This is a genomic window from Arthrobacter sp. TJ-217 (assembly GCF_058269255.1).
The window spans coordinates 75,646-100,887 of sequence record NZ_JBZCNJ010000006.1 but is presented as its reverse complement, the minus strand read 5'-3'; the positions used below and the strand labels follow the sequence as shown (position 1 = coordinate 100,887).

General features: G+C 67.0%; 20 protein-coding genes and 1 pseudogene. 7 read left to right on the top strand and 14 right to left on the bottom strand.

Features of this window, described 5'->3' with window-relative positions:
- Positions 1-24 precede the first annotated feature (24 nt).
- Positions 25-774, top strand: a complete 750-nt coding sequence (locus AC4D2R_RS12210; protein ID WP_490903611.1) for a DUF4191 domain-containing protein — start codon at positions 25-27, stop codon at positions 772-774.
- A gap of 184 nt (positions 775-958) precedes the next feature.
- On the opposite strand, the gene AC4D2R_RS12205 is transcribed toward AC4D2R_RS12210, so the two are convergent.
- Positions 959-1,390, bottom strand: a complete 432-nt coding sequence (locus tag AC4D2R_RS12205; RefSeq protein WP_490903612.1) for an RDD family protein — start codon at positions 1,388-1,390, stop codon at positions 959-961.
- Positions 1,391-1,719: 329 nt separating this feature from the next.
- On the opposite strand from AC4D2R_RS12205, the gene glnA (AC4D2R_RS12200) reads away from it, so the two are divergent.
- Complete coding sequence (glnA, locus tag AC4D2R_RS12200) at positions 1,720-3,144, top strand: type I glutamate--ammonia ligase (protein WP_490940212.1); 1,425 nt, start codon at positions 1,720-1,722, stop codon at positions 3,142-3,144.
- Positions 3,145-3,228: 84 nt separating this feature from the next.
- Here glnA (AC4D2R_RS12200) and AC4D2R_RS12195 read toward each other — a convergent pair whose 3' ends face one another.
- The 3 genes from AC4D2R_RS12195 to AC4D2R_RS12185 all read right to left on the bottom strand — a co-directional run bounded on the left by AC4D2R_RS12195 (position 3,229) and on the right by AC4D2R_RS12185 (position 5,607).
- Positions 3,229-3,726 carry an SRPBCC family protein gene (locus AC4D2R_RS12195; protein ID WP_490940211.1) on the bottom strand — a complete coding sequence of 166 codons (498 nt, stop codon included), beginning with the start codon at positions 3,724-3,726 and terminating at the stop codon, positions 3,229-3,231.
- 4 nt (positions 3,727-3,730) lie between these two features.
- A complete protein-coding gene (locus tag AC4D2R_RS12190) occupies positions 3,731-4,069 on the bottom strand; it encodes an ArsR/SmtB family transcription factor (protein ID WP_490940210.1) in 339 nt (112 codons plus the stop codon).
- A 344-nt stretch (positions 4,070-4,413) separates the two neighbouring features.
- Entirely contained in the window at positions 4,414-5,607 is a 1,194-nt protein-coding gene (locus AC4D2R_RS12185; protein WP_490940209.1) for a hypothetical protein, read from the bottom strand.
- Between the two features lie 481 nt (positions 5,608-6,088).
- Between AC4D2R_RS12185 and AC4D2R_RS12180 the strand changes: the two are divergent.
- Positions 6,089-8,223: pseudogene (locus tag AC4D2R_RS12180) on the top strand (acyltransferase family protein).
- Positions 8,224-8,315: 92 nt separating this feature from the next.
- Here AC4D2R_RS12180 and AC4D2R_RS12175 read toward each other — a convergent pair.
- On the bottom strand, positions 8,316-11,324 hold the full coding sequence (locus AC4D2R_RS12175) for a bifunctional [glutamine synthetase] adenylyltransferase/[glutamine synthetase]-adenylyl-L-tyrosine phosphorylase (protein WP_490940208.1): 3,009 nt from the start codon (positions 11,322-11,324) through the stop codon (positions 8,316-8,318).
- Positions 11,325-11,347: 23 nt separating this feature from the next.
- Positions 11,348-12,688, bottom strand: coding sequence for a type I glutamate--ammonia ligase (gene glnA, locus AC4D2R_RS12170; protein ID WP_490903619.1), 1,341 nt, complete (start codon positions 12,686-12,688; stop codon positions 11,348-11,350).
- Between the two features lie 209 nt (positions 12,689-12,897).
- On the opposite strand from glnA (AC4D2R_RS12170), the gene panB reads away from it, so the two are divergent.
- A complete protein-coding gene (panB, locus tag AC4D2R_RS12165; RefSeq protein ID WP_490940207.1) occupies positions 12,898-13,773 on the top strand; it encodes a 3-methyl-2-oxobutanoate hydroxymethyltransferase in 876 nt (291 codons plus the stop codon).
- A gap of 25 nt (positions 13,774-13,798) precedes the next feature.
- On the opposite strand, the gene AC4D2R_RS12160 is transcribed toward panB, so the two are convergent.
- Entirely contained in the window at positions 13,799-13,963 is a 165-nt protein-coding gene (locus tag AC4D2R_RS12160) for an SPOR domain-containing protein (protein WP_490940341.1), read from the bottom strand.
- An 85-nt stretch (positions 13,964-14,048) separates the two neighbouring features.
- Between AC4D2R_RS12160 and map the strand changes: the two genes are divergently transcribed.
- Together map and ppgK are read left to right on the top strand one after the other, a co-directional pair.
- Positions 14,049-14,927, top strand: coding sequence for a type I methionyl aminopeptidase (gene map / locus AC4D2R_RS12155; RefSeq protein WP_490940206.1), 879 nt, complete (start codon positions 14,049-14,051; stop codon positions 14,925-14,927).
- A 96-nt stretch (positions 14,928-15,023) separates the two neighbouring features.
- Positions 15,024-15,848: a polyphosphate--glucose phosphotransferase gene (gene ppgK / locus AC4D2R_RS12150; RefSeq protein ID WP_490940205.1), complete on the top strand. Its 825-nt coding sequence runs from the start codon at positions 15,024-15,026 to the stop codon at positions 15,846-15,848.
- 63 nt (positions 15,849-15,911) lie between these two features.
- Here ppgK and nrdR read toward each other — a convergent pair whose 3' ends face one another.
- The 3 genes from nrdR to AC4D2R_RS12135 all read right to left on the bottom strand — a co-directional run bounded on the left by nrdR (position 15,912) and on the right by AC4D2R_RS12135 (position 18,474).
- Positions 15,912-16,409: a transcriptional regulator NrdR gene (gene nrdR, locus AC4D2R_RS12145; RefSeq protein WP_490940204.1), complete on the bottom strand. Its 498-nt coding sequence runs from the start codon at positions 16,407-16,409 to the stop codon at positions 15,912-15,914.
- Positions 16,410-16,523: 114 nt separating this feature from the next.
- Positions 16,524-17,882 carry a histidinol dehydrogenase gene (gene hisD, locus AC4D2R_RS12140; protein WP_490940203.1) on the bottom strand — a complete coding sequence of 453 codons (1,359 nt, stop codon included), beginning with the start codon at positions 17,880-17,882 and terminating at the stop codon, positions 16,524-16,526.
- Positions 17,883-17,940: 58 nt separating this feature from the next.
- Positions 17,941-18,474 (bottom strand): hypothetical protein, encoded by a 534-nt coding sequence (locus AC4D2R_RS12135; protein WP_490940202.1) that lies wholly within the window; start codon positions 18,472-18,474, stop codon positions 17,941-17,943.
- A 113-nt stretch (positions 18,475-18,587) separates the two neighbouring features.
- Between AC4D2R_RS12135 and AC4D2R_RS12130 the strand changes: the two genes are divergently transcribed.
- A complete protein-coding gene (locus AC4D2R_RS12130; protein ID WP_490903626.1) occupies positions 18,588-19,103 on the top strand; it encodes a flavin reductase family protein in 516 nt (171 codons plus the stop codon).
- A 7-nt stretch (positions 19,104-19,110) separates the two neighbouring features.
- Here AC4D2R_RS12130 and dnaE read toward each other — a convergent pair whose 3' ends face one another.
- The 4 genes from dnaE to AC4D2R_RS12110 all read right to left on the bottom strand — a co-directional run bounded on the left by dnaE (position 19,111) and on the right by AC4D2R_RS12110 (position 25,137).
- Positions 19,111-22,650 carry a DNA polymerase III subunit alpha gene (dnaE, locus tag AC4D2R_RS12125; protein WP_490940201.1) on the bottom strand — a complete coding sequence of 1,180 codons (3,540 nt, stop codon included), beginning with the start codon at positions 22,648-22,650 and terminating at the stop codon, positions 19,111-19,113.
- Positions 22,651-22,705: 55 nt separating this feature from the next.
- Positions 22,706-23,656: an RluA family pseudouridine synthase gene (locus tag AC4D2R_RS12120; RefSeq protein ID WP_490940200.1), complete on the bottom strand. Its 951-nt coding sequence runs from the start codon at positions 23,654-23,656 to the stop codon at positions 22,706-22,708.
- The gene (gene lspA / locus AC4D2R_RS12115) at positions 23,646-24,299 is read right to left on the bottom strand and encodes a signal peptidase II (RefSeq protein ID WP_490940199.1); all 654 of its coding nucleotides are present in this window, start codon (positions 24,297-24,299) and stop codon (positions 23,646-23,648) included. The genes AC4D2R_RS12120 and lspA overlap by 11 nt, the downstream gene beginning before the upstream one ends.
- 184 nt (positions 24,300-24,483) lie before the next feature.
- Complete coding sequence (locus AC4D2R_RS12110; RefSeq protein WP_490940198.1) at positions 24,484-25,137, bottom strand: DivIVA domain-containing protein; 654 nt, start codon at positions 25,135-25,137, stop codon at positions 24,484-24,486.
- Positions 25,138-25,242: the final 105 nt, after the last annotated feature.

Genomic DNA, 25,242 nt, shown 5'->3' with positions numbered 1-25,242 from the left:
GGCATCACGTAGAATTGAGCCACTATGTCGCACAGCATCGATTCAGCAGGTTCCCCCGCGCCCAAACGGCGCCTCTTCTCCCGCAAGCCGAAGGCGAACAAGCCCGCCAAGACGGGGCGGACCAAGCAGATCATCGAAGTCTTCAAGATGACCCGGCGGAACGACCCGAACGTCGTCTGGCTGATGCTTGCTGCGTTCCTCGGCATCATCGCGGTCGGCCTGCTCATCGGCCTGCTGATCCAGAACGTGGTGACGCTGCTCATCATCGCCATCCCGCTGGCGTTCCTCGCCGCGGTGTTCATCCTCTCGCGCCGTGCAGAACGCGCCGCGTTCTCCCAGATCGAGGGCAAACCAGGTGCTGCAGGTGCCGCACTGAGCGTGCTGCGCCGGGGCTGGATCCTCGAGGAGCAGCCGGTGGCAATGAACCCGCGCACCCAGGACGCGGTGTTCCGGGCGATCGGCCGGTGCGGAATCGTCCTGGTGACCGAAGGCCCTTCCACCCGCGTCAAGCGGCTCGCCGACGACGAACGCCGCAAGATGGCGCGCATCTTGCCGAACGTTCCCGTTCACATCATCCAGGCAGGCCGCGGCGAAGGGCAGGTGCCGCTTGCCAAGGTGGCGCGCACGGCCCAGAAACTGAAGAAGACGCTCACCAAGCAGGAGGTCCAGGCCGTCAACAAGCGCCTGAACGCCCTCGGAACCCGGCTGCCCATCCCCAAGGGCGTCGATCCGTTCAAGGCGCGCCCCGACCGCAAGGCAATGAAGGGCCGCTAACGCTCCCTCGCTCCACTCAGGTGGCGGACTCCGCCGAGCTACGGCTCGGCAGGGTCCGCCATTTTGTTTGGATCCCATCCACTGTGCAGTAATGACAGGAAAAGCCCTCCCGGGACCGTCATTACTGCACTTTGGATGTCGAGAACGGGCAGGAGAGGGGATGTCGAGAACGGGCCGGAGATGATCAGATGCGGACGAGGACCGTTCCGCGCACGCGGTCGTGGAGGCCGCGCTGATCGGGGTCGAAAATCACTGCGGGTATCACCAGGCAGATCAGCACGGCACGGATGACGGCGGTGAGGTAACCGGCGGGGCGCCCGTCGAGGGTCTGCACCTGCATTCCCATCACCCGGTGGCCAATGCTGTAGCCGAAGAACCCGACGAGCAGGATCTGCTCGATGAGGAAGATGTAGGTTGTGGCGAATCCGTCCCAGCCGAAGAACGCAGCCGAGATCGCCGAGCACAATGCCCAGTCGATGACCAGCGCTCCAAACCTCCGCCCAAAGCGTGCGATCGAACCCGGACCATGCTGGGGACGGCCAAGCCGCTTGCCCGGCCACTCCTGGATCGGCGGCGGCCCTTCAAGCCAGGACCCGACGTCGCTTCTGTTCACCACAGGCCCAGTTTACCCTTGACCCGGACGGCGGTGCCGCCGCGACCGGGGACCGGGAACCGCTGCCGGCCGGGCACCCCCGGCCGTGCCCAAGGACCGGGACGGCCTCCGGCGGGTGCGGGACGGGCACCAAATCAGGCTAGGCTGAAAGTGCAGCCACCATTAAGTAACGTGCCGGAAACAACCGTGACACTAACGGGAAACTGGGTGCTCCTAGAGTTGTGACCTGTCGGCGGCAGCAGAAGTACTGCCAGCGTTCACCCCTGCTCACAATGGAGAGACGCTGCAGCGCCGGGCCGTTACCCCCGCTATGCGTAAGGAGCATAAAACCGATGTTCAAGAATGCGGACGAAGTCCTCAAATACATCGCTGACGAAGATGTGAAGTTCGTCGATGTCCGATTCACCGACCTCCCCGGGGTCCAGCAGCACTTCAACGTGCCGGCGAAATCGGTCGACGCCGACTTCTTCATCCACGGCCAGTTGTTTGACGGATCGTCAATCCGCGGATTTCAGGGCATCGCGGAGTCCGACATGCAGCTCATTCCGGACCCCACAACGGCGTTCATCGATCCGTTCCGCGTGGAGAAGACCCTCGCGCTGAACTTCTCGATCGTCAACCCCCGCACCGGAGACCCGTACCACCGCGATCCGCGCGGCGTCGCCGAGCGCGCCGAGGCCTACCTCGCGTCGTCGGGCATCGCCGACACGGCGTTCTTCGCCCCTGAGGCCGAGTTCTACATCTTCGACAACGTCCAGTACGAGTCCTCCCCGCAGGGAAGCTTCTACAAGGTCGACTCGATCGAGGCCCCCTGGAACTCGGGCCGCGAGGAGGTCGGAGGAAACCTCGGCAACAAGACCCCGTTCAAGGGCGGCTACTTCCCGGTCTCCCCCGTCGACAAGCAGGCGGACCTGCGCGACGCGATCTGCGTTGAGCTTGACCGTGCCGGCCTTGAGGTCGAGCGGTCCCACCACGAGGTCGGCGGCGCCGGCCAGGCAGAGATCAACTACAAGTTCACGACGATGACGCACGCCGCGGACGACCTGCAGAAGTTCAAGTACATCGTCAAGAACGTCTCCAACGCGTGGGGCAAGTCTGCAACCTTCATGCCCAAGCCAATCTTCGGCGACAACGGCTCCGGAATGCACTGCCACCAGTCGCTGTGGAACGGCGGGGAGCCGCTGTTCTACGACGAGCGCGGCTACGCCGGCCTGTCCGATGTTGCCCGCTGGTACATCGGCGGCCTGCTCAGGCACGCCTCCGCCGTCCTCGCCTTCACCAACCCGACGGTGAACTCCTACCGCCGCCTTGTGAAGGGCTTCGAGGCACCGGTGAACATGGTCTACTCCCAGGGCAACCGCTCCGCGGGTATCCGCATCCCGATCACCGGTTCCAACCCGAAGGCCAAGCGCATCGAGTTCCGGGCGCCGGACCCCTCGTCGAACCCGTACCTCGCCTTCGCCGCGCAGCTCATGGCCGGCCTTGACGGGATCAAGAACCGGATCGAACCGGCTGACCCGATCGACAAGGACCTCTACGAGCTCCCCGCCGAGGAAGCCAAGGACATCCAGAAGGCTCCCGGGTCCCTTGAGGAAGCACTGCTCGCCCTCGAGGCGGACAACGAATTCCTTCAGGCCGGAGGCGTCTTCACCCAGGACCTCATCGACACCTGGATCGAGTACAAGCGCGAGACGGAGATCCTGCCGCTGGCCCTCCGCCCTAACCCCTACGAGTTCGAGCTGTACTACGGCGTCTAGCCAAACGGCCGGTCGCGTTCGAACCAGAAGAGCCCTGTCACCCGCAGCAGCGGGTGACAGGGCTCTTTCGTTGGCGGGGTCCGGTCAGGTCCGCGCTGGCTCGGCCAGCAGGGCGTCGATCTGCCCGATCGCCTCCCTCATCCCCTCCTCCATGCCCATCGCCAGCATCTGCTCCAGCTGCCCGGCGCTTTCGAAGGAGGTCACTGTGGTCATCCGGGTGCGGCCCTCGACGGCCTCGAGGGTCATGACGCTGTGCGTTGCCCCCATCTTGGCGTCGGGCTGCCCGTTCTCATCGGCGAACCCGTCATCGTACTCGAGGCGGCGGGGGGCATCGATCGCCGTGATCCGCCACCAGCCATGGAACTTCTCGCCCTCGGGACCGGTCATGTAGTAGCTGGCGGCACCGCCCGGGACGAACTCGTACCGCCCGAAGGTGGAAGGGTAGGTGGGCGGACCCCACCAGCGCTCGAGCTGGCGCGGGTCCTCCCACACCTGCCACACCCTCTCGACGGGGGCGTCGAACTCGGCGACGAAGGTGAGGCTAAGGGCCTCCGGGTCCTGATGGGAAGAAATGAACGTCATGGGACTACTCCTGTTCCTCAGCGAGAATTTCAGCCATCCGGTCGACGCGCTGCCGCCAGATCAGCTCGTACTCATCGAGCAGCCGCCGCGCCTTCCGCACACCATCGAGATCCGGCCGCACGATCTGCTCCCTTCCACGCTTCTCCTTGGTCACGAGGGAAGCGCGCTCCAGCACCGCCACGTGCTTCTGCACAGCAGCGAAACTCATGGCGTAGTGTGCCGCAAGACCGGACACCGAATACTCCCCGGTGATGACCCGGGCGACGATGTCGCGTCGGGTCGCATCGGCGAACGCCTGGAACAGGCGGTCCATCTCGGCATCGCTCAGCATATCTACAACCATTTGGTTGTAACTTAGTCCCCGCTCCGCCCGCGCGTCAAGAGAAAACTTCCGGGGCAAAGGAGAACCCGCCCGGCGTGGTGCAGGTGGCCGGACGGGCTCCGTTACCGTTGCTCAGAGACCTCAGCAACGGGAACATCCTTCACAATATCCCCATTGGTCACATGCGACCAGCATTTGGAATCATGGAGATCCATGTTGTGGTTCTGCAGGGATCCTGCCGGTCAGCTGGGGCTGTTGACGTCATCCGCTGCTGGCCGGCCCTGACGGCACCCTCCACAACGAAACGGCCGCCCACCATACCGGTGAGCGGCCGTTCTGTTCAGCTTGTGGCTAGGCCGGATGCGTTAGCACCGGTTGCGCCGCTGCTCTGCGTTCGACGGGTTCTTGATGCAGGTCTCGCCCGTGGTGCGCATGCTGGTTGTCACGATCGGAGTCCCGGGCGCCTCGGTGTCGGCGACCAGGGGATCGATGTCCTCACGGTCGACGGTGACAACGGGCTCGGCGGGCGCCGTGGTGGTTGTCACCCGGTCCGTCGTCTCGCCGTCCTCGACGGTGATGACCGGCACGGTGGCCGCGCAGACCGTGTCGGACTCCGGGTCACCGGGCCGCGAGCCGGTGGTGACGACCGGCTCCCCCGGAACCTCCGTCGACGTGGTGATGGTGGTGCCCGGCTCGGTCACGGGTGAAACCGCCGGCGTGCCAGCCACCGGCACATCTCCCCGGAAGGTGTAGACCGTGGTTGTGGTGATGGTGGTGCGGGAGGTCGGCTGCTCGGTCGTGGCCGTCCGGACCGTCGGCTGCGTGGTGACCGTGGCGACCGCCGTCTGGAAGGTCGTCGTCGTGCACGACTCACGCTGCTGCGTGGTGGTGATCACTTCGGTGACCGGTGTGGTCGTGGTGATGAGCGTTTCCCGCGGCTGGGTGGTGGTTGTGACGCGCTCGCGGGGCGTGGTTGTTGTGGTCACCACCGTCGTCGGCGTTGTGGTTGTGGTCAGCACCGCGCGGTCGCACTTTTCAACCGACCGGTTGGCGTTGTCGTTGTTGACTCGCCGGCAGTTCGTTGTCGTCGGCGTCTCGGTCCTGGTTGGCGTTCCGATCTCGGTCCGGGTCGTGGAGGAGGGAGTGCCTGCGACGACGACCGACTCGCTCGTTGCTTCGCCGGCGTCGCGGTCATCCTCGGTGACGACGGGAGTGCCGGTGCGCTCGGTCGTGACGCTGACCGGTTCACCAACGTTGCGATCTTCGGTGGTGACCGCGGGATCGGGCTGCCGCACGGGCTGCGAATTGTCGACCGTGGTCGCCGCTCCGGACGGTCGGGCGGGTCCGAGGGTTGTGGTCGGCGCTCCGTCAACAACATCAGGGCCGACGACGGTGTTCGTCACCGTGCACCGCGGTGCACCGCTGCCGGTGGAATATGACCCGCCGAGGGCGGTACAGGCCGCCTGGCGCTCGGCCGGCCCGGCGAGGGCAGGGCCAGCGGGGGCAAGCGAAACGACCAGGCCAAGGGTCGTTGCCGCCACAAGAGAAGAAAACCGCATTATGAAATCCCCTATTCAATGAACGCCCGCGGGAGCGGGGCATTGCCGACCCTACGGACGGCGAGAAGACCGCGGCAATGGAAAAACGTTGCTTTTGGAACTATCAAGTAGTGGATTTCGCATTAACGAGTAATTACCGTGGGCACCAAGTAATTCCCGCCGGAATTAGGCAGTCTGCAGACTACTGGTGCTGCAGGCCGGGGAAGGAGCGGATCCCCGGAGAGCCGGCTGCCGTCCCGCCGAGAGGGGCCTGCGGCCGTTGGAGTCCAAGGCAGGCTGGCGACACGGGCAGCATGGGGTCCCGAAGCCGGGGAGGGTTCTTGTCTATACTCGTTTCGTCATCAAAAGGACTTGCACCCGCCCGGAAAACTACTCGGACGGTGGTGAGGCTTACGTCGTATCGCGCTGCCTGATTCACCCCCTGAATTTTCGTACTCGCTCCTTTTCGTCCCGACACCCCAGCCCGACGAAGGGAGCCCCGATGATCGATAACGCCCTGCTGACGCAGCAGCGACCACGCCGGGCAGAAGCAGCCAAGGCCCCACGGAAAGACATCCAAGCGCTCCGGGCAATCGCCGTGGGCCTCGTGGTGATCAACCACCTCTGGCCTTCCCGGCTCCCGGGCGGCTATGTCGGGGTTGACGTGTTTTTCGTCATTTCCGGTTTCCTCATCTCCAAGCACCTCCTCGGGGAACTTGAACGCACGGGCCGGGTCCGGTTGACCGCCTTCTACGTCCGGCGGATCAAACGGCTCCTGCCCGCTGCACTCACCGTCTCCCTTGCCTCCCTCGTCGCCGCCTGGGTGTTCCTGCCCTTTCCGCGGTGGACCACGATCGCACAGGAAACGATTGCCGCGACCTTCTACCTCGAGAACTGGCTTTTGGCGGCGAAATCGATCGACTATTCGGCCGAGAATGCGGCGGCCACCACGGTCCAGCATTACTGGTCGCTTTCGGTGGAGGAACAGTTCTACCTGATCTGGCCGGTATTCCTGCTCGGGCTATTCCTTTTCGCGCACCGATTTCGCCTGCGGAAGGCACCAATCGTTCGTATTGGGCTGGTCCTGGCAGGAATTGCCTCACTCATTTTCTGCATCTACTTCACCTACGCAAGCCGAAGTGAAGCATATTTCGTGACACCGGCCCGGGTGTGGGAATTCGCGGCCGGCGGGCTGCTTGGCACGCTTGGTTCATCTATCGTCTCCTCCTACCGCCGTGACGGGCGCCTGCGGCTGAGCGGGGCGGCGCAGTGGCTCGGCTGCGGGCTGATCCTCTTCTCCGCGCTGACCTTCAACGAGGAAACCCTCTTTCCCGGGGCCGCAGCACTCGTCCCGGTTGCGGGCGCCATGCTGGTGCTGTGGTCGGGGCCGCGTTCCCCGCGTTGGTCGCCCAACGCACTCCTGTCGGCCAGGCCGGTGCAGTTCCTCGGGGATATCTCCTACTCCCTCTACCTGTGGCACTGGCCGCTGATCGTGCTCGCGCCAGGCATCCTGGACCGGGACCTCGGCCGGTGGGACAAGCTGATGCTCCTGGGCGCCTCGGTGGTGCTCGCCGTGCTGACCAAGAAGCTCATCGAGGATCCGGGACGAACAAAACTGCTCACCCGCTCCTCAAACCGCCGCGTGCTGATGCTGACCGCGGCGGCAATGGCCGTTGTCTCTGTGACGGCCGGGGCAATGGTGCTTAACGCAGGCAGCTTGCAGCGAGCCCAGAGCGCCGCCCTCGACAAGGCCTCGGGCGGGCCGTGCTTCGGAGCCAAGAGCCTGGCCGCCGGCAACGACTGCGCCGAGCCGTTCGGGCCGCCCGAGGTGGCCGAGGTCAGCGCCGATGAGGCGCCGTGGCAGCCGGCCCCCGAATGCAAGCGGGCCGGTGAACCGATCATCGTGAACAACACACACCTGCTGACGGAATGCGACTTCACCCAGGGCGTGGAAAACCCGGAGACCGTATGGCTCGTTGGGGATTCCCATGCGGAGCACTGGCAGACGGCTCTGTTCGAACTTGCCCGCCAGAACAACTGGATGCTCAAGAAAAGCATGCTCGGCGGGTGCCCGGTCACCGGCACCAAGAGGATCGCATTCGAGGGCACCGCCGTGAACGACCCGAAGTTCGATGAAAACTGCGGGAACTGGAGCACCGCAGTTTCAAAGCGGATCGCCGCTGAAAAGCCGGACATGGTTTTCGTCTCATCCTTCGGCGCCGGAGAGACGATCGACGACGGTACCGGCCGTCCGCAGCTCGAGCAGTACCGTGACGGGTTCACAAAGCGGGTCGTTCCGTGGGCCGACGGCGGCAGCGACGTCTACGTCCTGCGCGACACTCCCCTACACTCGGCCGGATCACGGCCGAGTGCCTCTCAAAGAACCCGGATGCGCCGCTGAACTGTTCGGCTGATCGGGCCGAAGCCCTTGCCGTCGACCCAATTGCCGAGGCGGCACAGGCAGCAGGATCAAGCAGGATCAAGGTGCTCGACCTCTCCGACCAGTTCTGCCCGGGAGGGCGCTGCTACGCCGCGATCGGCGGCGTGCACGTCTATTTCGACGAGGACCATGTGACGAGCACCTACATGCGCTCGCTCATTCCGGAGTTTGCCAAGCGTTTCAACGCCGTCCGCTGACGCGCCTGCCCACTGGACGGACCTGTTCGGTGGGCATGTTGCGCCCTGCCCACCGGTCGTCCTTAGCCGGTGGGCAGAAACGCCGGTGAACGTCAGGTGCCGTAGAAGTTCCGGTCGAAGATGGCCCTGCTCCGGCGCGTGAGCCGCAGGTAGTCCTCCTCGAGGACAGCGCCCTGCCCCGAGCCGTAGCCGCACCACCGCGCCACGGCCTCAAGGTCCCGGCGGGAGGACGGGAGCAGGTCCGAGTGGCGCCCGTTCCAGATCACGTTCGCCGCACGCACCCGGCTAGCCAGCAGCCAGCTCTTGCGCAGCGTTCCGACGTCAGCAGTCGGGAGCAGCCCGGCCGCCTCGATGGCGGCCATCGCCTCGAGGGTTGACGGAGTACGCAGCTCGGGAAGGTCGGCGGCGTGCTGCAGCTGCAGGAGCTGGATGAGCCACTCGACGTCGCTGAGCCCTCCCCTGCCGAGCTTCAGGTGCCGTGAGGGGTCGGCGCCGCGGGGCAGGCGTTCGGCCTCCATGCGGGCCTTAATCCGGCGGATCTCGCGAACGTCCGCCTGCCCGAGGGTCCGCGGATAGCGGATGGGGTCGATCAGCGCCATGAAGTCGGCGGCGAGCTCGTCGCTGCCGGCCAGCGGACGTGCGCGGAGCAACGCCTGCGCTTCCCAGATGAGCGACCACCGCTTGTAGTACTCCCGGAACGAATCCAGGGACCGCACCAGTGGCCCCTGCCGGCCCTCGGGGCGCAGTGCGGCATCGATCTCGAGCACCCGTTCCGCCAGCACCGGCGGCTTGCAGGGCTGGGTGAGGTAGGAGCCGAGCTGTCCCACAACCTTTTCCGCCTGGCGCTGCGCGGCCGCCTCGTCGGCACCGGGATGCGGGCGGTGGACGTAGAGGACGTCGGCGTCGGACCCGTAGGTGATCTCGCGCCCGCCCTGGCGCCCCATCGCCACCACGACGACGTCGGTGATGCGCTCCTCGGTGCTGAACACCGCGTTTTCGGCGACGTGCAGGGCCCCGAGCACCGCGGCGCGGTCGGCGTCGGCCAGCGCGTTGCCCACCTCCGCCTGGGTGAGCAGGCCGGCACTGTCGGCGACGGCGATGCGCAGCAGCTCACGGCGGCGGATGAGCCGGATCAGCCGCATCGCTCCCTGCGGGTCCGGGTGCCGGGACATCTTCGACCGGATTTCCTGCCACTGGGAGTCGAAGCTCTCGGGCATGAGCTCCGGGTCCGAGCCGAGCCACTTCGTCGATTCAGGGGAGACCTCGAGCAGGTCGGTGATGAACCGGCTTGAGGAAAGCACGTTGCAGAGCCGTTCCGCTGCCGCCTTCGAGTCGCGCAGCATGCCCAGGTACCAGTGGCTTTCGCCAAGCGACTCGCTGAGCCGGCGGAATCCGAGGAGGCCGGCGTCGGGGTCGACGCCCTCGGCGAACCAGCCCAGCAGGATCGGCAGCAGCTGCCGCTGGAGGACCGCGCGGCGCCGGATCCCTGCCGTGAGCGCCTCGATGTGGCGCATTGCGCCCTTGGGGTCGGAGTAGCCGAGTGCGGCGAGGCGCGCCTGCGCCGCCTCCGGGGTCAGCTTCACGTCCTCGAGGCTGAGGTTCGCCGCGGTATTGAGCAGGGGCCGGTAGAAGATCGATTCGTGAAGGCGCTGGACGAGCCGGCGCGTCCGCTGCCACTTGTCGAGAAGGCTCTGCGCCGTCGGGCGGACGGTGACCATCGATCCCTCGGAGGAGCGGGCCAGGGCGCGTCGGGAGGCGTCGTCGTCGGGCATCAGGTGGGTGCGGCGCATCTGGGTGAGCTGGATGCGGTGCTCGAGAACCCGCAGGTAGCGGTAGGCGTCGCCGAAATGAAGCGCGTCGGCGCGGCCGATGTATCCGGCGGTGCTGAGCGCGGCGATTGCCGAAACGGTGTCGCGCACCCGCAGGCTCTCATCCGCCCGGCCGTGGACGAGCTGCAGCAGCTGGACGGTGAATTCGACGTCGCGCAGGCCGCCGCTGCCGAGCTTGAGCTGCTTGGCTTCCTCGTGCTTGGGGATGTTGTCGGTCACCCGGCGGCGCATGGCCTGGACCGATTCGACGAAGCCCTCGCGTTCGGAGGAGGTCCACACCAGCGGCGCAACGGCTTCCTCGTAGCGGCGTCCGAGGTCCCGGTCCCCCGCGACGGCGCGGGCCTTGAGCAGCGCCTGGAATTCCCAGGTGTGCGCCCACCGCCCGTAGTAGCTCATGTGGGATTCGAGGGTGCGCACGAGCGGGCCGTCCCTGCCTTCGGGCCGCAGGTTGGCGTCGACCTCCCAGAGCGCGGGTTCGGGCCCGGGCGAGTAGACCCCGCGGGAGATGCCGCTGGCGAGGCCGGTGCCGATGCGGACCGCCCGGGCCTCCTCGAGCCCTGGCGCATCGATCACGTAGATCACGTCGACGTCGGAGATGTAGTTCAGCTCCCCGGCGCCGCACTTGCCCATGCCGATGACGGCGAGGCTCACGGCTGCGACGTCGTCGTGCCCGTAGGTTTCGGCAAGCTCGGCGCGGGCAACGGCCAGGGAGGCTTCGAGGGCGGCGGCGGCCATGTCCGCGAGCTCGCGGGCGGCGACGGGCAGGTAGTCGACGGGAAACGGATGGGAGAGGTCACGCACGGCAAGCTCGGTCAGGTGCCTTCGGTACCGCACGCGCAGCTGCAGCTGCGCCTCGGCGCCGGTGAGCGCGGCGACCGGCGTATCGGAGGAGGGATCGGCGCCGACCGACTCCAGCAGCGACGCGCGGAGGCGCTCGGCGGGCACCGGAGCCGCGCTCGGGCCCGGCGCCTGGACCGCGTCGAGGTGTTCGGGGCGGCGCATCAGGAACTCGGCCAGCGCCTCCGAGGCACCCAGCAGCCGGAACAGGGCCGTGGTGCGCGCCGAATCGGCACCGATCATGCCGGCCAGTGACGGCTGGACGGCGAGCAGGCGCACGCAAGACTGGAGGGCCAGGTCGGGATTCGCGGCGTTGGTCAGGGCGCCGAAGAGCACTTCCTCGTCGATGCCGGAAAGCTCCGGGGCATCAAGGAACCGCGTGCTCTTCTCCAGGTCGGTGAACCCGGAGCTGATCAGTTTCCTCGTCAGGCTCATGCGTACCCCACGTCCGGTTCCGGTTAGAGGATCCCCAGGTTGCGGCGCAGCTCGTAGGGAGTAACCTCGATGCGGTAATCGTGCCATTCCGCGCGCTTGTTGCGCAGGAAATTCTCGAAAACCTGCTCACCGAGGATCGATGCGACAAGCTCGGAGTCCTCCATGGCCCGGATGGCGTCGTGGAGGCTCGCCGGGAGCGGGTCGTGGCCCATGGCGCGCCGCTCCGCCGGGGTGAGGCTCCACACGTCCTCCTCGGCTGCCAGCGGAAGCTCGTACCCTTCCTCGATGCCCTTCAGGCCGGCGCCGAGCAGCACCGAGTACGCGAGGTAGGGGTTCGCCGCGGAGTCGATGCCGCGGTATTCAACCCGCGCCGACTGGCCCTTGTTCGGCTTGTACAGGGGAATCCGCACCAGGGCGGAACGGTTGTTGTGCCCCCAGGACAGGTAGCTTGGCGCCTCGCCGCCGCCCCACAGGCGCTTGTAGGAGTTGACGAACTGGTTTGTCACAGCCGTGAACTCCGGTGCGTGCCGGAGGATGCCGGCGATGAACTGCCGTGCGGTCTTGGACAGCTGGAACTCGGCGCCGGCTTCGAAGAACGCGTTCGAGTCGCCTTCGAAGAGGGAGAAGTGGGTGTGCATGCCGGAGCCCGGGTGCTGGGAGAACGGCTTGGGCATGAACGTCGCGTAGCTGTCCTGGGTGAGCGCGACCTCCTTGATGACGGTGCGGAACGTCATGATGTTGTCCGCCGTCTGCAGGGCATCGGCGTAGCGCAGGTCGATCTCGTTCTGGCCCGGGCCGCCCTCGTGGTGGCTGAACTCGACGCTGATGCCGACCGACTCCAGCATTGCCACGGCCGTGCGGCGGAAATCCTGGGCCACACCGCCGGGCACGTGGTCGAAGTAACCGGCCTGGTCGACGGGGACCGGCTGCCCGTCGGGACCGAGGTCCGCGGACTTCAGCAGGTAGAACTCGATCTCCGGGTGCGTGTAGCAGGTGAAGCCCATATCCGCGGCCTTGGCGAGGGTCTTCTTCAGCACCCCGCGCGGGTCGGCCGTCGACGGCTGGCCGTCGGGGGTGAGGATGTCGCAGAACATGCGCGAGGTCTGTTCCTTCTCTCCCCGCCAGGGCAGGATCTGGAACGTCGAGGGATCGGGCTGGGCAAGCATGTCGGATTCGAAGACCCGGGCAAGCCCTTCGATTGAGGACCCATCGAACCCTAGGCCCTCCTCGAACGCGCCCTCGACCTCGGCGGGAGCCAGCGCGACCGACTTCAGGGAACCGACGACATCGGTGAACCAGAGCCGCACAAACCGCACGTCCCGCTCCTCGATCGTGCGCAGTACAAATTCCTGCTGCCGGTTCATCAAGTCCCTCTTCCTACCGCCGCTGTTTCCGTCTCCTGCCGAAACCGGTTCCCTTCCTGCGCGGGAACCCACGGTTCACTCTACTGACACCGGAGCGGGAAAGCGTTCCACCGCCGCGCGTTCCCCGGGAGCGGCCCAGGATTGCGTCAGGAACGCTGATGGATCAGCGGGCATCGGATGCCCCACCGGTGTGAAGTAGGCTCGGGTTTATGAGTTCCGCAGAGATTCCAGCCCCCTACGGTTCGGGCCCCTCGGCTCCGGCAGAGAACGCGGCGGGAACCGCCCTGCCCGTCCGGAAGATCCGCACCCACCACCTGCGGCAGGCCAAGGCCGAGGGCAGGCGTTTCGCGATGCTCACGGCGTATGACCAGTATGCGGCGCAGATCTTCGACGAGGCCGGGATCGAGGTGCTGCTTGTCGGCGACTCCGCGGCCAACAATGTTCTGGGCCACGCGACAACACTGCCCATCACGCTCGATGAGATGGTGCTGTTCTCCCGTGCCGTCAGCTCATCGGCCAAGCGCGCGCTCGTCGTCGCGGACCTCCCCTTCGGCAGCTACGAGGTTTCACCGGAACAGGCCGTCCAGTCGTCGGTGCGCCTCCTGAAGGAGGGCGGGGTCCACGCCGTGAAGATGGAGGGCGGCGCCGAGTTCGCCGACACCGTGGCGGCGCTCGTCAAGGCCGGCATCCCCGTCATGGCCCATGTCGGCTTCACGCCCCAGAGCGAGCACTCCCTCGGAGGTTACCGGGTGCAGGGCCGGGGGGACGCGGCACGCAAGGTTATCGACGACGCGGTCGCACTCGCCGAGGCGGGGGCGTTCAGCGTGCTGATGGAGATGGTGCCGGCGGACGTCGCCGCCGAGGTCGACGCAGCGGTTGAGGTTCCCACGATCGGCATCGGGGCCGGGGCCGCGACAACGGGCCAGGTGCTCGTCTGGCAGGACATGGCCGGGCTTCGCGGCGGCAGGCAGGCGAAGTTCGTCAAGCAGTTCGCCGATGTCCGCTCGGTGCTGGCGCAGGCGGCGGCAGCCTATGCCGACGAGGTGCGGGCGGGAACGTTCCCCGGACCCGAGCACTCCTTCTAGCGCCGGGGCCGTGACCGGCGGAGAATCAGTCCTCTTCGTCGGCGTCCCACGCCCGGTTGCGCTGCTGGACCTTCTCGAGCGCGCGTTCGGCCTCTTCGCGGGTTTCATACGGCCCGATCAGCTGCCGCCAGTCGGATTGGGCGTCAACCTCGACCTCGTGGGTGCGGACATTGAACCAGTACTGGGGCACCGTCTTCTCCTTACGCGTCATTGAGCGAAACCGACCGCAGGCCCGGCTTTCAGCTCTGAACCCTACCGCCTATAAGATCAAGGGTATGTCCCACTCTCCTGCGACCGCACCCGTTGGAACGCTCCGGCGCGGCACGGTCAGCCCACGGCTCGCAGTACCCGCAGGTATCAAGCGTCCCGAGTATGTCGGGCGCAAGGCGCCCGCCCCGTTCACCGGCTCAGAGGTGAAAGGCCCGGAGACAATCGAGAAGATCCGCAGGGCGAGCAGGCTCGCTGCGCAGGCCGTCGCCGAGGTGGGCCGGCACGCGCAGCCCGGGGTCACGACCGATGAACTGGACCGGATCGGCCACGAGTTCCTCGTCGGCCACGGCGCCTACCCCTCGACCCTTGGCTACCGCGGGTACCCCAAGTCGATCTGTGCCTCGCTGAACGAAGTGATCTGCCACGGGATCCCCGACAGCACCGTCCTCCAGGACGGCGACATCCTCAACATCGACATCACCGCATACCTCGACGGCGTCCACGGAGACACGAATTCGACCTTCCTCGTCGGCGACGTCGACGAAGAGTCGCGGCTCCTCGTCGAAAGGACCAAGGAAGCCCTGAACCGCGCCATCAAGGCTGTGGCGCCGGGCCGGGAGATCAACGTCATCGGGCGGACCATCGAGTCGTACGCCCGCCGTTTCGGCTACGGAGTGGTGCGGGACTTCACGGGGCACGGCGTCGGCGAGGCCTTCCACACCGGGCTGATCATTCCGCACTACGACGCGGCACCTGCGTACAACCGCGTGATGGAGGCGGGAATGGTCTTCACGATCGAGCCGATGCTGACCCTTGGCACGATCGACTGGGACATGTGGCCCGATGACTGGACCGTGCTCACCAAGGACCGCAAGCGCACCGCCCAGTTCGAACACACGCTGCTTGTCACCGACACCGGCGCGGAAATCCTCACCCTCCCCTGAGTTTCTGCCCGCGCACTGGACGCCGGGCACCCGACCACCCAACGGCAGGATCCGGCGCAGCCGCCGGCCCGGCCATCGACCTACACCTGGAGAAGCATGGCCAAGGACATCGAGAAGAAGAAGCTCGGCAAGAAGCTGCCCGCCACCGTCATTGGTGTCGACATCGGCGGAACCGGCATCAAGGGCGGCATCGTTGACCTGGCGAAGGGGGAAATCGTCGGCGAGCGGTACCGCATCCCGACCCCCCAGCCCGCAACTCCCGAGGCGGTTGCAGCGGTGGTGGCGGAGATCGTCGCCGAGCTCTCCTCGCGTCCCGAAGGGCCGGGCCCCGAGGTGCCGGTGGGCGTGACCTTCCCGGCCATCATCCAGCACGGTGTCGCCCGGTCCGCGGCCAACGTCGACAAGAGCTGGGTCGACACCGACGTCGATGCCCTGTTCACCCGGGTCCTTGGCCGCAACGTGCATGTCATCAACGATGCCGACGCCGCCGGCCTCGCCGAGGTCCGCTACGGCGCCGGAAAGGGCGTAGCCGGCACCGTCCTGGTGATCACCTTGGGCACGGGGATCGGCTCGGCGTTCATCTTCGACGGGCAGCTGGTTCCCAACGCCGAACTGGGCCACCTCGAGATCGACGGGTTCGACGCCGAATCGAAGGCGTCAGCCGTGGCCCGTGAGCGCGACGGCATCGGCTGGGACGAGTACGCGGTGCGCCTGCAGCGGTACTTCTCCCACGTCGAGTTCCTCTTCTCCCCCGAACTGTTCATCGTCGGCGGCGGAATCTCCAAGCGCAGCTCCGAGTACCTTCCGGCGCTGAAGCTGCGCACCCCCATCATTCCGGCGCAGCTGAAGAACCAGGCCGGGATCATCGGCGGCGCCCTCCAGGCGGCGCTGCTGCTGGCTCCGGCGAGCACCAAGAAGTAGGAGTGGAACCGGTGGTGGCGTCGGCTTCCCCTCCGCAGCCACCACCGGGGTTGGAGGACCGCCTCAGTGGGCGGTCAGCGGCCGTTGCGCCCCGCTGGGCACCGCCGCCGTTTCCTGCTGCTGCTGTCGCAGCGTGCTGATCGCCTCTTCGAAGTCCTCAAGCGACTCGAAACCCTGGTAGACGCTCGCGAAGCGGAGGTAGGCGATCTGGTCGAGCTTGCGAAGCGGTCCGAGGATCGCCAGGCCCACCTCGTGGGCGTCGATTTCGGCGACGCCGCTTGCCCGGACGGATTCTTCGACTTCCTGGGCCAGCAGGGCGAGGTCGTCTTCAGTGACCGGACGGCCCTGGCAGGCCTTGCGCACCCCGTTGATCACCTTGCCGCGGCTGAAGGGCTCACCTGCCCCGGAGCGCTTGATGACGCTGAGGCTTGTTGTTTCAACGGTGCTGAACCGGCGCCCGCACCCCGGACACTGGCGGCGGCGGCGGATCGCCGAGCCGTCGTCGGCCAAGCGGCTGTCGACAACCCGCGAATCGGCATTGCGGCAATAGGGGCAGTGCATAATTTGCTCCAATCTCCGCTCTTGGCCCGCAGGATCCGGCGAGCCGCTGCGCGGACCGGATACAGCAAGTTTAGAAGCAGATATGGGTAAACTACAAGCGTGTTACTACCACATCTAGTAGCTGCGGCCCGGGAAGCGGGCCCGGACCGCGTCGCCGTGGGCGGGGAGGTCCTCGGCGGTGGAGAGCGCGACGATTGAGGCGCTGACCTCCTCCAGGGCCGTCCTGTCGTAGTCCACGAGCTGGAGCGACTTGAGGAACGTGGTGGTGTTGAGGCCGGAGGCGAACGCCGCGGTGCCCCCGGTGGGCAGGACGTGGTTCGAGCCGGCGCAGTAGTCCCCGAGGCTCACGGGGCTGTAACTGCCGAGGAAGACTGCCCCCGCGTTGCGGATCCGGGCCGCCGCAGCGGCAGGATCGGCGGTGTGGATCTCCAGGTGTTCGGCGGCGTAGGCGTTACAGACGTCGATTCCGGCGTCGACTGTGTCAACGAGGATCACCCCGGACTGGGGTCCGCCGAGCGCGGTCCGCACCCGGTCCGCGTGCTTCGTGGCCGCCGCCTGCACGCCGAGCTCCCGGCGCACCGCAGCGGCGAGTTCCGGGTCGTCGGTGATGAGCACCGACGCGGCCTGGGGGTCGTGCTCAGCCTGGCTCACCAGGTCCGCCGCAACCAGCACCGGATCAGCGGAGGAGTCGGCGAGGATCGCGATCTCGGTGGTTCCCGCTTCGGAGTCAATGCCGACCACGCCGCGGACTAGGCGCTTGGCCGTTGCCACGAAGACGTTGCCCGGTCCGGTGATCATCTGCACCGGCTCGATGGCTTCCTGGCCCGGGGCTCCCCCGATGCCGTACGCAAACGCGGCAACCGCCTGCGCACCGCCGATGGCGTACACCTCCTCGATGCCGAGCATTGCCGCAGCTGCGAGGATCACCGGATGCGGCAGGCCTCCCCACTCCTTCTGGGGCGGAGAGGCGAGGGCGATCGACGGCACACCGGCGGCCTGGGCGGGGACGACGTTCATGACCACCGACGACGGATACACGGCGAGCCCCCCGGGCACGTAGAGCCCAACACGGTCCACCGGCACCCAGCGGGAGATCAGGGTCGCCCCCGGGGCGATGCCGACAGTGACATCGGCGGGGACCTGGGCCGCGGCGAACACGCGCGCCCTGGCGATCGCCTCGGAGAGGGCATCGCGCACCGAAGGGTCGAGGGAGGCCAGCGCGTCACGGAGGGCCGCCTGCGGAACGCGCGGGTGATCCTGGTCGACGCCGTCGAACCTCTGGGCGAGTTCGCGGAGCGCCGGCAGGCCCCGGGTGCGGACGTCGTCGAGGATCCGGCCCACGGCCGCCTCGGAGGAGTGTTCACTGGCTGCGGCGCGCGGCAGAATCCTGCGAAGCTCGCCGGCGCTCAGCGGCCTGCCCCGGAGGTCGAGGGTCCGGAAGGCATCAAAGGCGGGGGCGGTTGAGGATTCCACCTTTGAAGTCTACCGGCGCCCGACGGCACGCCCGAAAGCCGAGCTCCCCCTCTGCGTGCTAGCTGCGGCTGCTGCGCCCCAGAAGGCTGAAGAGCACGGCGAAAAAGACGATGCCGGCGACGGTGGCCGGCCAGATGGCGGCCACTCCGGGCGAGCGCAGCAGGAACGAGGATCCGGGCAGCGCGCTGTTGCCGTGCGGACCGGCCAGGACGGCGAGGGACTGCCCCGTGAACACCGCGGCGGCCGAGCCGAGGGCAGACCCTCCGACCGCGGCGGCGATGCGCGCGGCAACTCCGGGCAGCTCAAGGCGGGCAGCGAGGAGCATTCCCACAACCACACCGGCCGCGGCTTCGAGGCCGGCGAGGGTGAGGTCGCGCAGCAGCCATGAGTCTGGGCTCAGCGGATCGCCGAAGAGGAACCCGCCCGGAGCGCCGAGCCACCACACCACCCCGAGGAGCACGCCCAGCACCACGGTCGACCCGGCCCACCAGAGCAGCGTCGCGGGCGGCACGGCGGTCCTGTCCTCGGCAAGCGCATACACTGCGGGCGGATAGGTGCCGGAACGGGAAGCGGGCTGACGGGCGGGGCGCATGACTTCTACATTAACAAAGAGCGGAGCCTCCGCCTGACCCGCCTAGGGTGGACAGGGTGCGCCCGGCAGCGGGCGCAGCCATTGAAACGGGTAGCAACAAGCGGAGGACCAACGTGAACGATCAGACCGCTCTTGAAAACCCTGCGCAGTACGGGCAGGCGTTCCGCCAGGTGTTTCGGCGCCACGCCGCGGGGGTTGCCGTCGTCACCGCCTCGTATAACGGAATGCCGTTCGGCTTCACCGCGACATCGCTCGCGTCGCTGTCGGCGGACCCGCCGCGCTTCACCTTCAACATGGCACGCACGTCGTCGTCGTGGCCGGCGGTGGCGAACACGAACTTCGTGGGCGTCCACATGCTGGCCCAGGACCACGAGGGGCTGGCCGAGCGCTTCGCCCGCACGTCCGACCGGTTCAGCGGGGACCACTGGAGCCCGGGCCCGGAAGGGGTCCCGCTGCTGCACGGGGTGTCCGGCTGGCTTGTGGGCCGGATCTCGCTGCGGCTGTCCTTCGAGAACAACGCGGTGGTTGTGGCCGAGGTCGTTGCCGGCGCGGTCGGCGTCGACGGCGTTCCCCTCCTGTACTCGGGCGGGAGCTACGCCACCCCCGCGGCCACCGAGTACACCATCTGAAGCGGCCTCAGGCGTCGAGGCAGGCCGGACCGAGCAGCACCTTGAGGTCACCGAACAGTGACGGTGTCGGGTTCACCCGCAGGTCGACGCCGAGCTTCATCACCTCGATCTTCCGTGAGCCGTTGAGCCGGATCAGCACCTCGCTGGTCCCGGGGTGGGTCCGCAGGACCTCGCCCAGGGCGGTGACCGCGGCTTCAGTGGCCTTGTGCTGGGCCATTGAGATCACGACCGGGCCGGAGTGGCCCTCGCTGAGGTCGGGCACTGTGAGTTCCTGCGCGTTGAGCATCACCGCGCCGTCGTCCCTGCGCTGGAGGCGTCCGCGCACGACGACGATGAGGTCCTCCGCGAGCACCGCCGAGATCGGCCCGTACACCTGGCCGAAGAACATGACCTCCATCGAGCCGGCGAGGTCCTCAACCTCCGCCCGGGCGTAGGCGTTGCCGCTGTTCTTGGCGATCCGGCGCTGCAGGGAGGTGATCATTCCCGCGATCGTTACGATCGCGCCGTCGGCCGGCCCCTCGTCGCTGAGGATCGAGGGTATGGAGGAGTCGGCGTGCTGGCTGAGGATCCCCTCGAGGCCCTGCAGCGGGTGGTCCGAGACGTAGAGGCCGAGCATGTCGCGCTCGAAGGAGAGCTTGTCCTTCTTGTCCCACTCGGGCAGGTCGGGCACCTCGACGGAGAGGCTGCTGCCGGCGCCGGGGTCGTCAAAGGCGCTGAACAGGTCGAACTGGTTGGCCGCTTCGTTGCGCTTGAGCACGATGACCGAGTCGACGGCCTCCTCGTGGATCATCGCAAGCGCCCGGCGGGGGTGCTTGAGCGAGTCGAAGGCACCGGCCTTGATCAGCGACTCGATGGTGCGCTTGTTGCAGACGACAGCGGGGACCTTCTGCAGGAAGTCGCTGAAGGAGGTGAAGGCGCCCTTCTCGGTGCGGGCGGCGACCATCGCGCCGACCACGTTCGCGCCGACGTTGCGGATGGCACCCATGCCGAAGCGGATGTCGGTGCCGACGGGGGTGAAGTTGACGCTCGACTCGTTGACGTCCGGGGGCAGGACGGTGATGCCCATCCTGCGGCACTCGTTGAGGTAGATCGCGAGCTTGTCCTTGTCGTCGCCGACGCTGGTGAGCAGGGCCGCCATGTACTCGGCCGGGTGGTGGGCCTTGAGATAGGCGGTCCAGTAGGAGATCAACCCGTAGGCGGCGGTGTGGGCCTTGTTGAACGCGTAGTCGGAGAAGGACTCGAGGACGGTCCACAGCTTGTCCATTGCGGCCTGGGAGTAGCCGTTCTCCTTCATGCCCGCGAAGAAGTCGGCCTGCTGCTTGTCCAGCTCCGACTTTTTCTTCTTGCCCATGGCGCGCCGGAGCATGTCCGCCTGGCCGAGGGTGAAGTTCGCCAGCTTCTGGGCGGCGGACATCACCTGCTCCTGGTAGACGATCAGGCCGTAGGTGCCGCCGAGGATCTCCTCGAGCGGGCCTTCGAGCTCGGGGTGGATCGGCTCGATCTCCTGCAGCCCGTTCTTGCGCAGCGCGTAGTTCGTGTGCGAGTTCACGCCCATGGGACCTGGCCGGTAGAGCGCCAGCACCGCAGAGATGTCTTCGAAGTTGTCGGGGCGCATGAGCTTGAGCAGGGAGCGCATCGGCCCGCCGTCGAGCTGGAACACCCCAAGGGTGTCACCGCGCGCCAGCAGCTCGTAGGAAGCCTTGTCGTCGAGCTCGAGGTCCTCGAGCACCAGATCGATGTCCTTGTTCGCCTTGATGTTCTCAACGGCGTCGGTGATGATCGTGAGGTTTCTCAGCCCCAGGAAGTCCATCTTGATCAGTCCGAGCCCCTCGCAGGTGGGGTAGTCGAACTGGGTGATGATCTGGCCGTCCTGGTCGCGGCGCATGATCGGGATGATGTCGATCAGCGGGTCCGAGGACATGATGACGCCGGCGGCGTGGACGCCCCACTGGCGCTTCAGGCCTTCAAGGCCCAGCGCCGTCTCGAACACCTTCGACGAATCGGGGTCGGTCTTGAGCAGCTCGCGCAGCTCCTCCGCCTCCGAGTAGCGCTTGGCGCTCTTGTTGTGCACGTCCGCAAGGGCAAGGCCCTTGCCCATGACGTCCGGCGGCATGGCCTTGGTCAGGCGCTCCCCCGTCGAGAACGGGTAGCCCATCACGCGGGAGGAGTCCTTCAGGGCCTGCTTGGCCTTGATCGTCCCGTAGGTCACGATCATTGCGACGCGCTCGTCGCCGTACTTCTCGGTGACGTAGCGGATCACCTCGGAGCGGCGCCGATCATCGAAGTCGACGTCGAAGTCGGGCATGGAGACGCGCTCGGGATTGAGGAAACGCTCGAAGATCAGCCCGTGCTTGAGCGGGTCGAGGTCGGTGATGCGCATGGCGAAGGCCACCATTGAACCGGCACCGGAGCCGCGGCCGGGGCCCACCCGGATGCCGTTGTTCTTGGCCCAGTTGATGAAGTCGGCAACGACAAGGAAGTAGCCGGGGAATCCCATCTGGGTGATGACGCCCACCTCGAACTCGGCCTGCTTGCGCACGTCGTCCGGGATGCCCGCCGGGTACCTGTACGCGAGGCCCGTCTCGACCTCCTTGACGAACCAGGACTGCTCGTTTTCACCCTCGGGCACGGGGAACCGGGGCATGTAGTTGGCCTTGGTGTTGAATTCGACGTCGCAGCGCTCGGCGATGAGCAGCGTGTTGTCGCAGGCCTCGGGGTAGTCGCGGAAGATGGCCCGCATCTCGGCGGGCGACTTGAGGTAGAACTCGTCGGCGTCGAACTTGAAGCGCTTGGGATCGGCGAGCGTGGAGCCGGACTGGACGCACAAAAGCGCCGCGTGCGCCTTGGAATCCTCCGCGTGGGTGTAGTGGAGATCGTTCGTTGCGACAAGCGGCAGGCCCAGTTCGCGGGCGAGCTTAATGAGGTCGGCCTGGACGTTGCGCTCGATGTCGAGCCCGTGGTCCATCAGTTCGCAGAAGTAATTCTCGGCGCCGAAGATGTCGCGGAAGTCGGAGGCGGCCTGCATGGCCTCCCGGTACAGGCCGAGGCGCAGCTTCGTCTGGACCTCGCCCGAGGGGCAGCCCGTGCTGGCGATGAGGCCCTTGCCGTAAGTCTGCAGCAGGTCGCGGTCCATGCGGGGCTTGTAGAGGTAGCCCTCGAGGGAGGCCAGCGAGGACATCCGGAACAGGTTGTGCATTCCCTCGGTCGACTCCGACCACAGGGTCATGTGCGTGTAGGCACCGGCACCGGAGACGTCGTCGCGCCCTCCCCCGCCCCACTGCACGCGGGTGCGGTCGGTGCGGGCGGTGCCCGGGGTGAGGTACGCCTCGACGCCGATGATGGGTTTGATGCCGGCGCTGCGCGCCTTGCTCCAGAAGTCGAACGCCCCGAACACGAAACCGTGGTCGGTGGTGGCCAGCGCGCTCATTCCGAGCTCTTCGGTGTGGCTGAAAAGGTCGGTCAGCCTCGCCGCTCCGTCGAGCATCGAGTACTCGGTGTGATTGTGAAGGTGGACGAAGGACGGATCTGCTGCAGCTGTTGAACCCACCGTTCCATTCTAGGCCAGCCGGGTTCCCCGGAGTCCCACGGCCGTCCCTGGCGTGTTAGCCGCGGCCGTCGGAAAGCGCCCCGAGCGCATAGGCGAGGTCGAGCGGGTAGGGGCTCTCACACACCACGGGCTCCCCGGTGCGCGGGTGCTCGAAGCTGAGCCGGTGGGCGTGCAGCCACTGCCGGGTCAGACCGAGTTCCGCGGCGAGGCGCGGGTCGGCACCGTAGGTGAGATCGCCCACGCAGGGGTGGCGCAGGGCGGAGAAGTGGACGCGGATCTGGTGGGTCCTGCCGGTTTCGAGGTGGACCTCGACGAGGCTCGCCCGGCCGAACGCCTCAAGCACCTGGTAGTGGGTGATCGAGGGACGCCCGTCCTCCAGAACGGCGAAGCGCCAGTCGTGCGCCGGGTGCCGTCCAATGGGGGCGTCGATCGTGCCTTCGAGCGGGTCGGGCAGGCCCTGCACGACGGCGTGGTACACCTTGCCCACAGTGCGCTCCTTGAAGGCGCGCTTCAGGGCGGTGTAGGCGGGTTCTGTCTTCGCGACGACCATTGCGCCGGAGGTGCCGACGTCGAGCCGGTGGACGATGCCCGCGCGCTCCGGTGCGCCGGAGGTTGAGATCCGGAAGCCGGCAGCGGCCAGTGCGCCGACGACGGTGGGGCCCACCCAGCCCGGAGAGGGATGAGCGGCAACACCTACGGGCTTGTCGACGACAACGAAGTCGTCGTCGTCGAGGAGGATGCCCATGCCTTCGACCGCTTCCGGAATCACCCGCAGCGGGTCGGTCGGGTCGGGGACGACGACCGAGAGTTCGGCGCCGGCGCTCACGCGGTCGGCCTTGGCCAGGGTTTCACCGCTGCGGCTCACCCTCCCGTCGGCGGCCCAGGCGGCGGCCACGGACCGGGACACGCCGGCGAGCCGGGCAAGCGCGGCGTCGGTGCGGGAACCGGCGAGGTCGTCGGGGACGGTGAACACTGCGGGCTTGCCCTGTTTGGCGTCAGCGCTCATCCGGGTCCTCCGCCGTTGCGCCTGTCACGGGGCCGGTGGCTGTGCCCGTCGCGGTGCCGTCGGCCGCTTCGGCCTGGTCATTGCTGCGCCGGCCGTCCATGCCGATGCCGCGGAGGGTCAGCAGGCAGATCAGGATTACGCCGCTGACGACGGCGGAGTCGGCGATGTTGAAGATGGCGAAGTTGGGCAGGGCGATGAAGTCGACAACGTGGCCCTGCCCGAAGGACGGTTCGCGGAAGATCCTGTCGGTCAGGTTGCCCAGCGCTCCCCCGAGGACAAGACCGAGCGCGACGGCCCAGCCCCAGGAGGCGACCTTGCGGATCTGCGAGATGATCGCTGCCGAGACAAGCACCATGACGATCGTGAACAGCCAGGTGACGTTGGTGCCGATGGAGAACGCGGCGCCGGGGTTGCGGATGAAGTGCCAGTTGAGCAGCGGCGGCAGCACCTCCGTCACCTGGCCCTCGGTCATGGTTGCGACAACCCATGCCTTGGTCAGCTGGTCAAAGATGTATGCGGTGAGGGTGCACAGGCACAGCAGGACCGCGTAGCGGGCCCTGAGCCGCTTGCTGTGCGTGGCTGCGCTGCGGTCTGGCCGCTTCTGCCCCGCCTGGGTTCCGTCTGCCGGGATGTGCTCGCTCATAGTGCTTTCGTGCCTGGTGCATATGCTTCCGCACGGCGGCGGCATGTACGCGGTGGATGTTGATTTATCGATTCCAACGTTACGGCAAAGGCCGGCCGCCGGGTTCCCCCGTCGGCCGGCCTTCATCCGGTACCGTTTCCGCTCCGCCGTCGGGGAACCCCGCCGGCGGGCCAGTCAGCTCCGCTTAGGCGTCGGCGGTTTCGGAAGCCACCGAACCGCGCGAATCGAGGTCGCGCAGCTGGCCCTCGATGTAGGCCTTAAGGCGTGAGCGGTAGTCCCGCTCGAAGCTGCGGAGCTGCTCAACCTTGCGCTCGAGCACTGTCTTCTGCTGCTCCAGGGCGCCGAGGACCTTGCGGCTCTTGTTCTGGGCGTCGTTGACGAGGCTGCTTGCCTCGATCTGCGCTTCGGCGATGATCTTGTCGCGCTGCTCCACGCCCGCATTGACGTATTCGTCGTGAAGGCGCTGCGCCATGGCGAGGACACCCGCTGCGGATTCCGCGGATCCGGCGCCGGCCGGTGCCGGGGAAACAACGGTTGCAGGCACTGAAGCGGCGTCGTCGGCCTTGGTCTCGACCTTGACGGGCTCGGGCTTCTCTTCTTCCCGGACCTCTTCGGTCTTGGTGCTGGCCGCCACAGGGGCGGGAACCGCAGTGTTCTGCGACATGCCCGAGGGCGCCTCGGCGAGCTTGCGGCGCAGTTCCTCGTTTTCTTGGTTCAGACGGCGCAGTTCGACGACGATCTCGTCGAGGAAATCATCTACCTCGTCCTGGTCGTAGCCTTCACGAAACTTAGTGGGCTGAAACCTTTTGTTGACAACATCTTCTGGCGTCAGGGCCATCTGGTCACCTCATAGTGGATAAAGGACTGGCCTGCCGTGAGGCAGCCAAGCCTGCGGTACCGAATTGGGAAATGAACCACGTGATTCACATCAATATGTGATTCA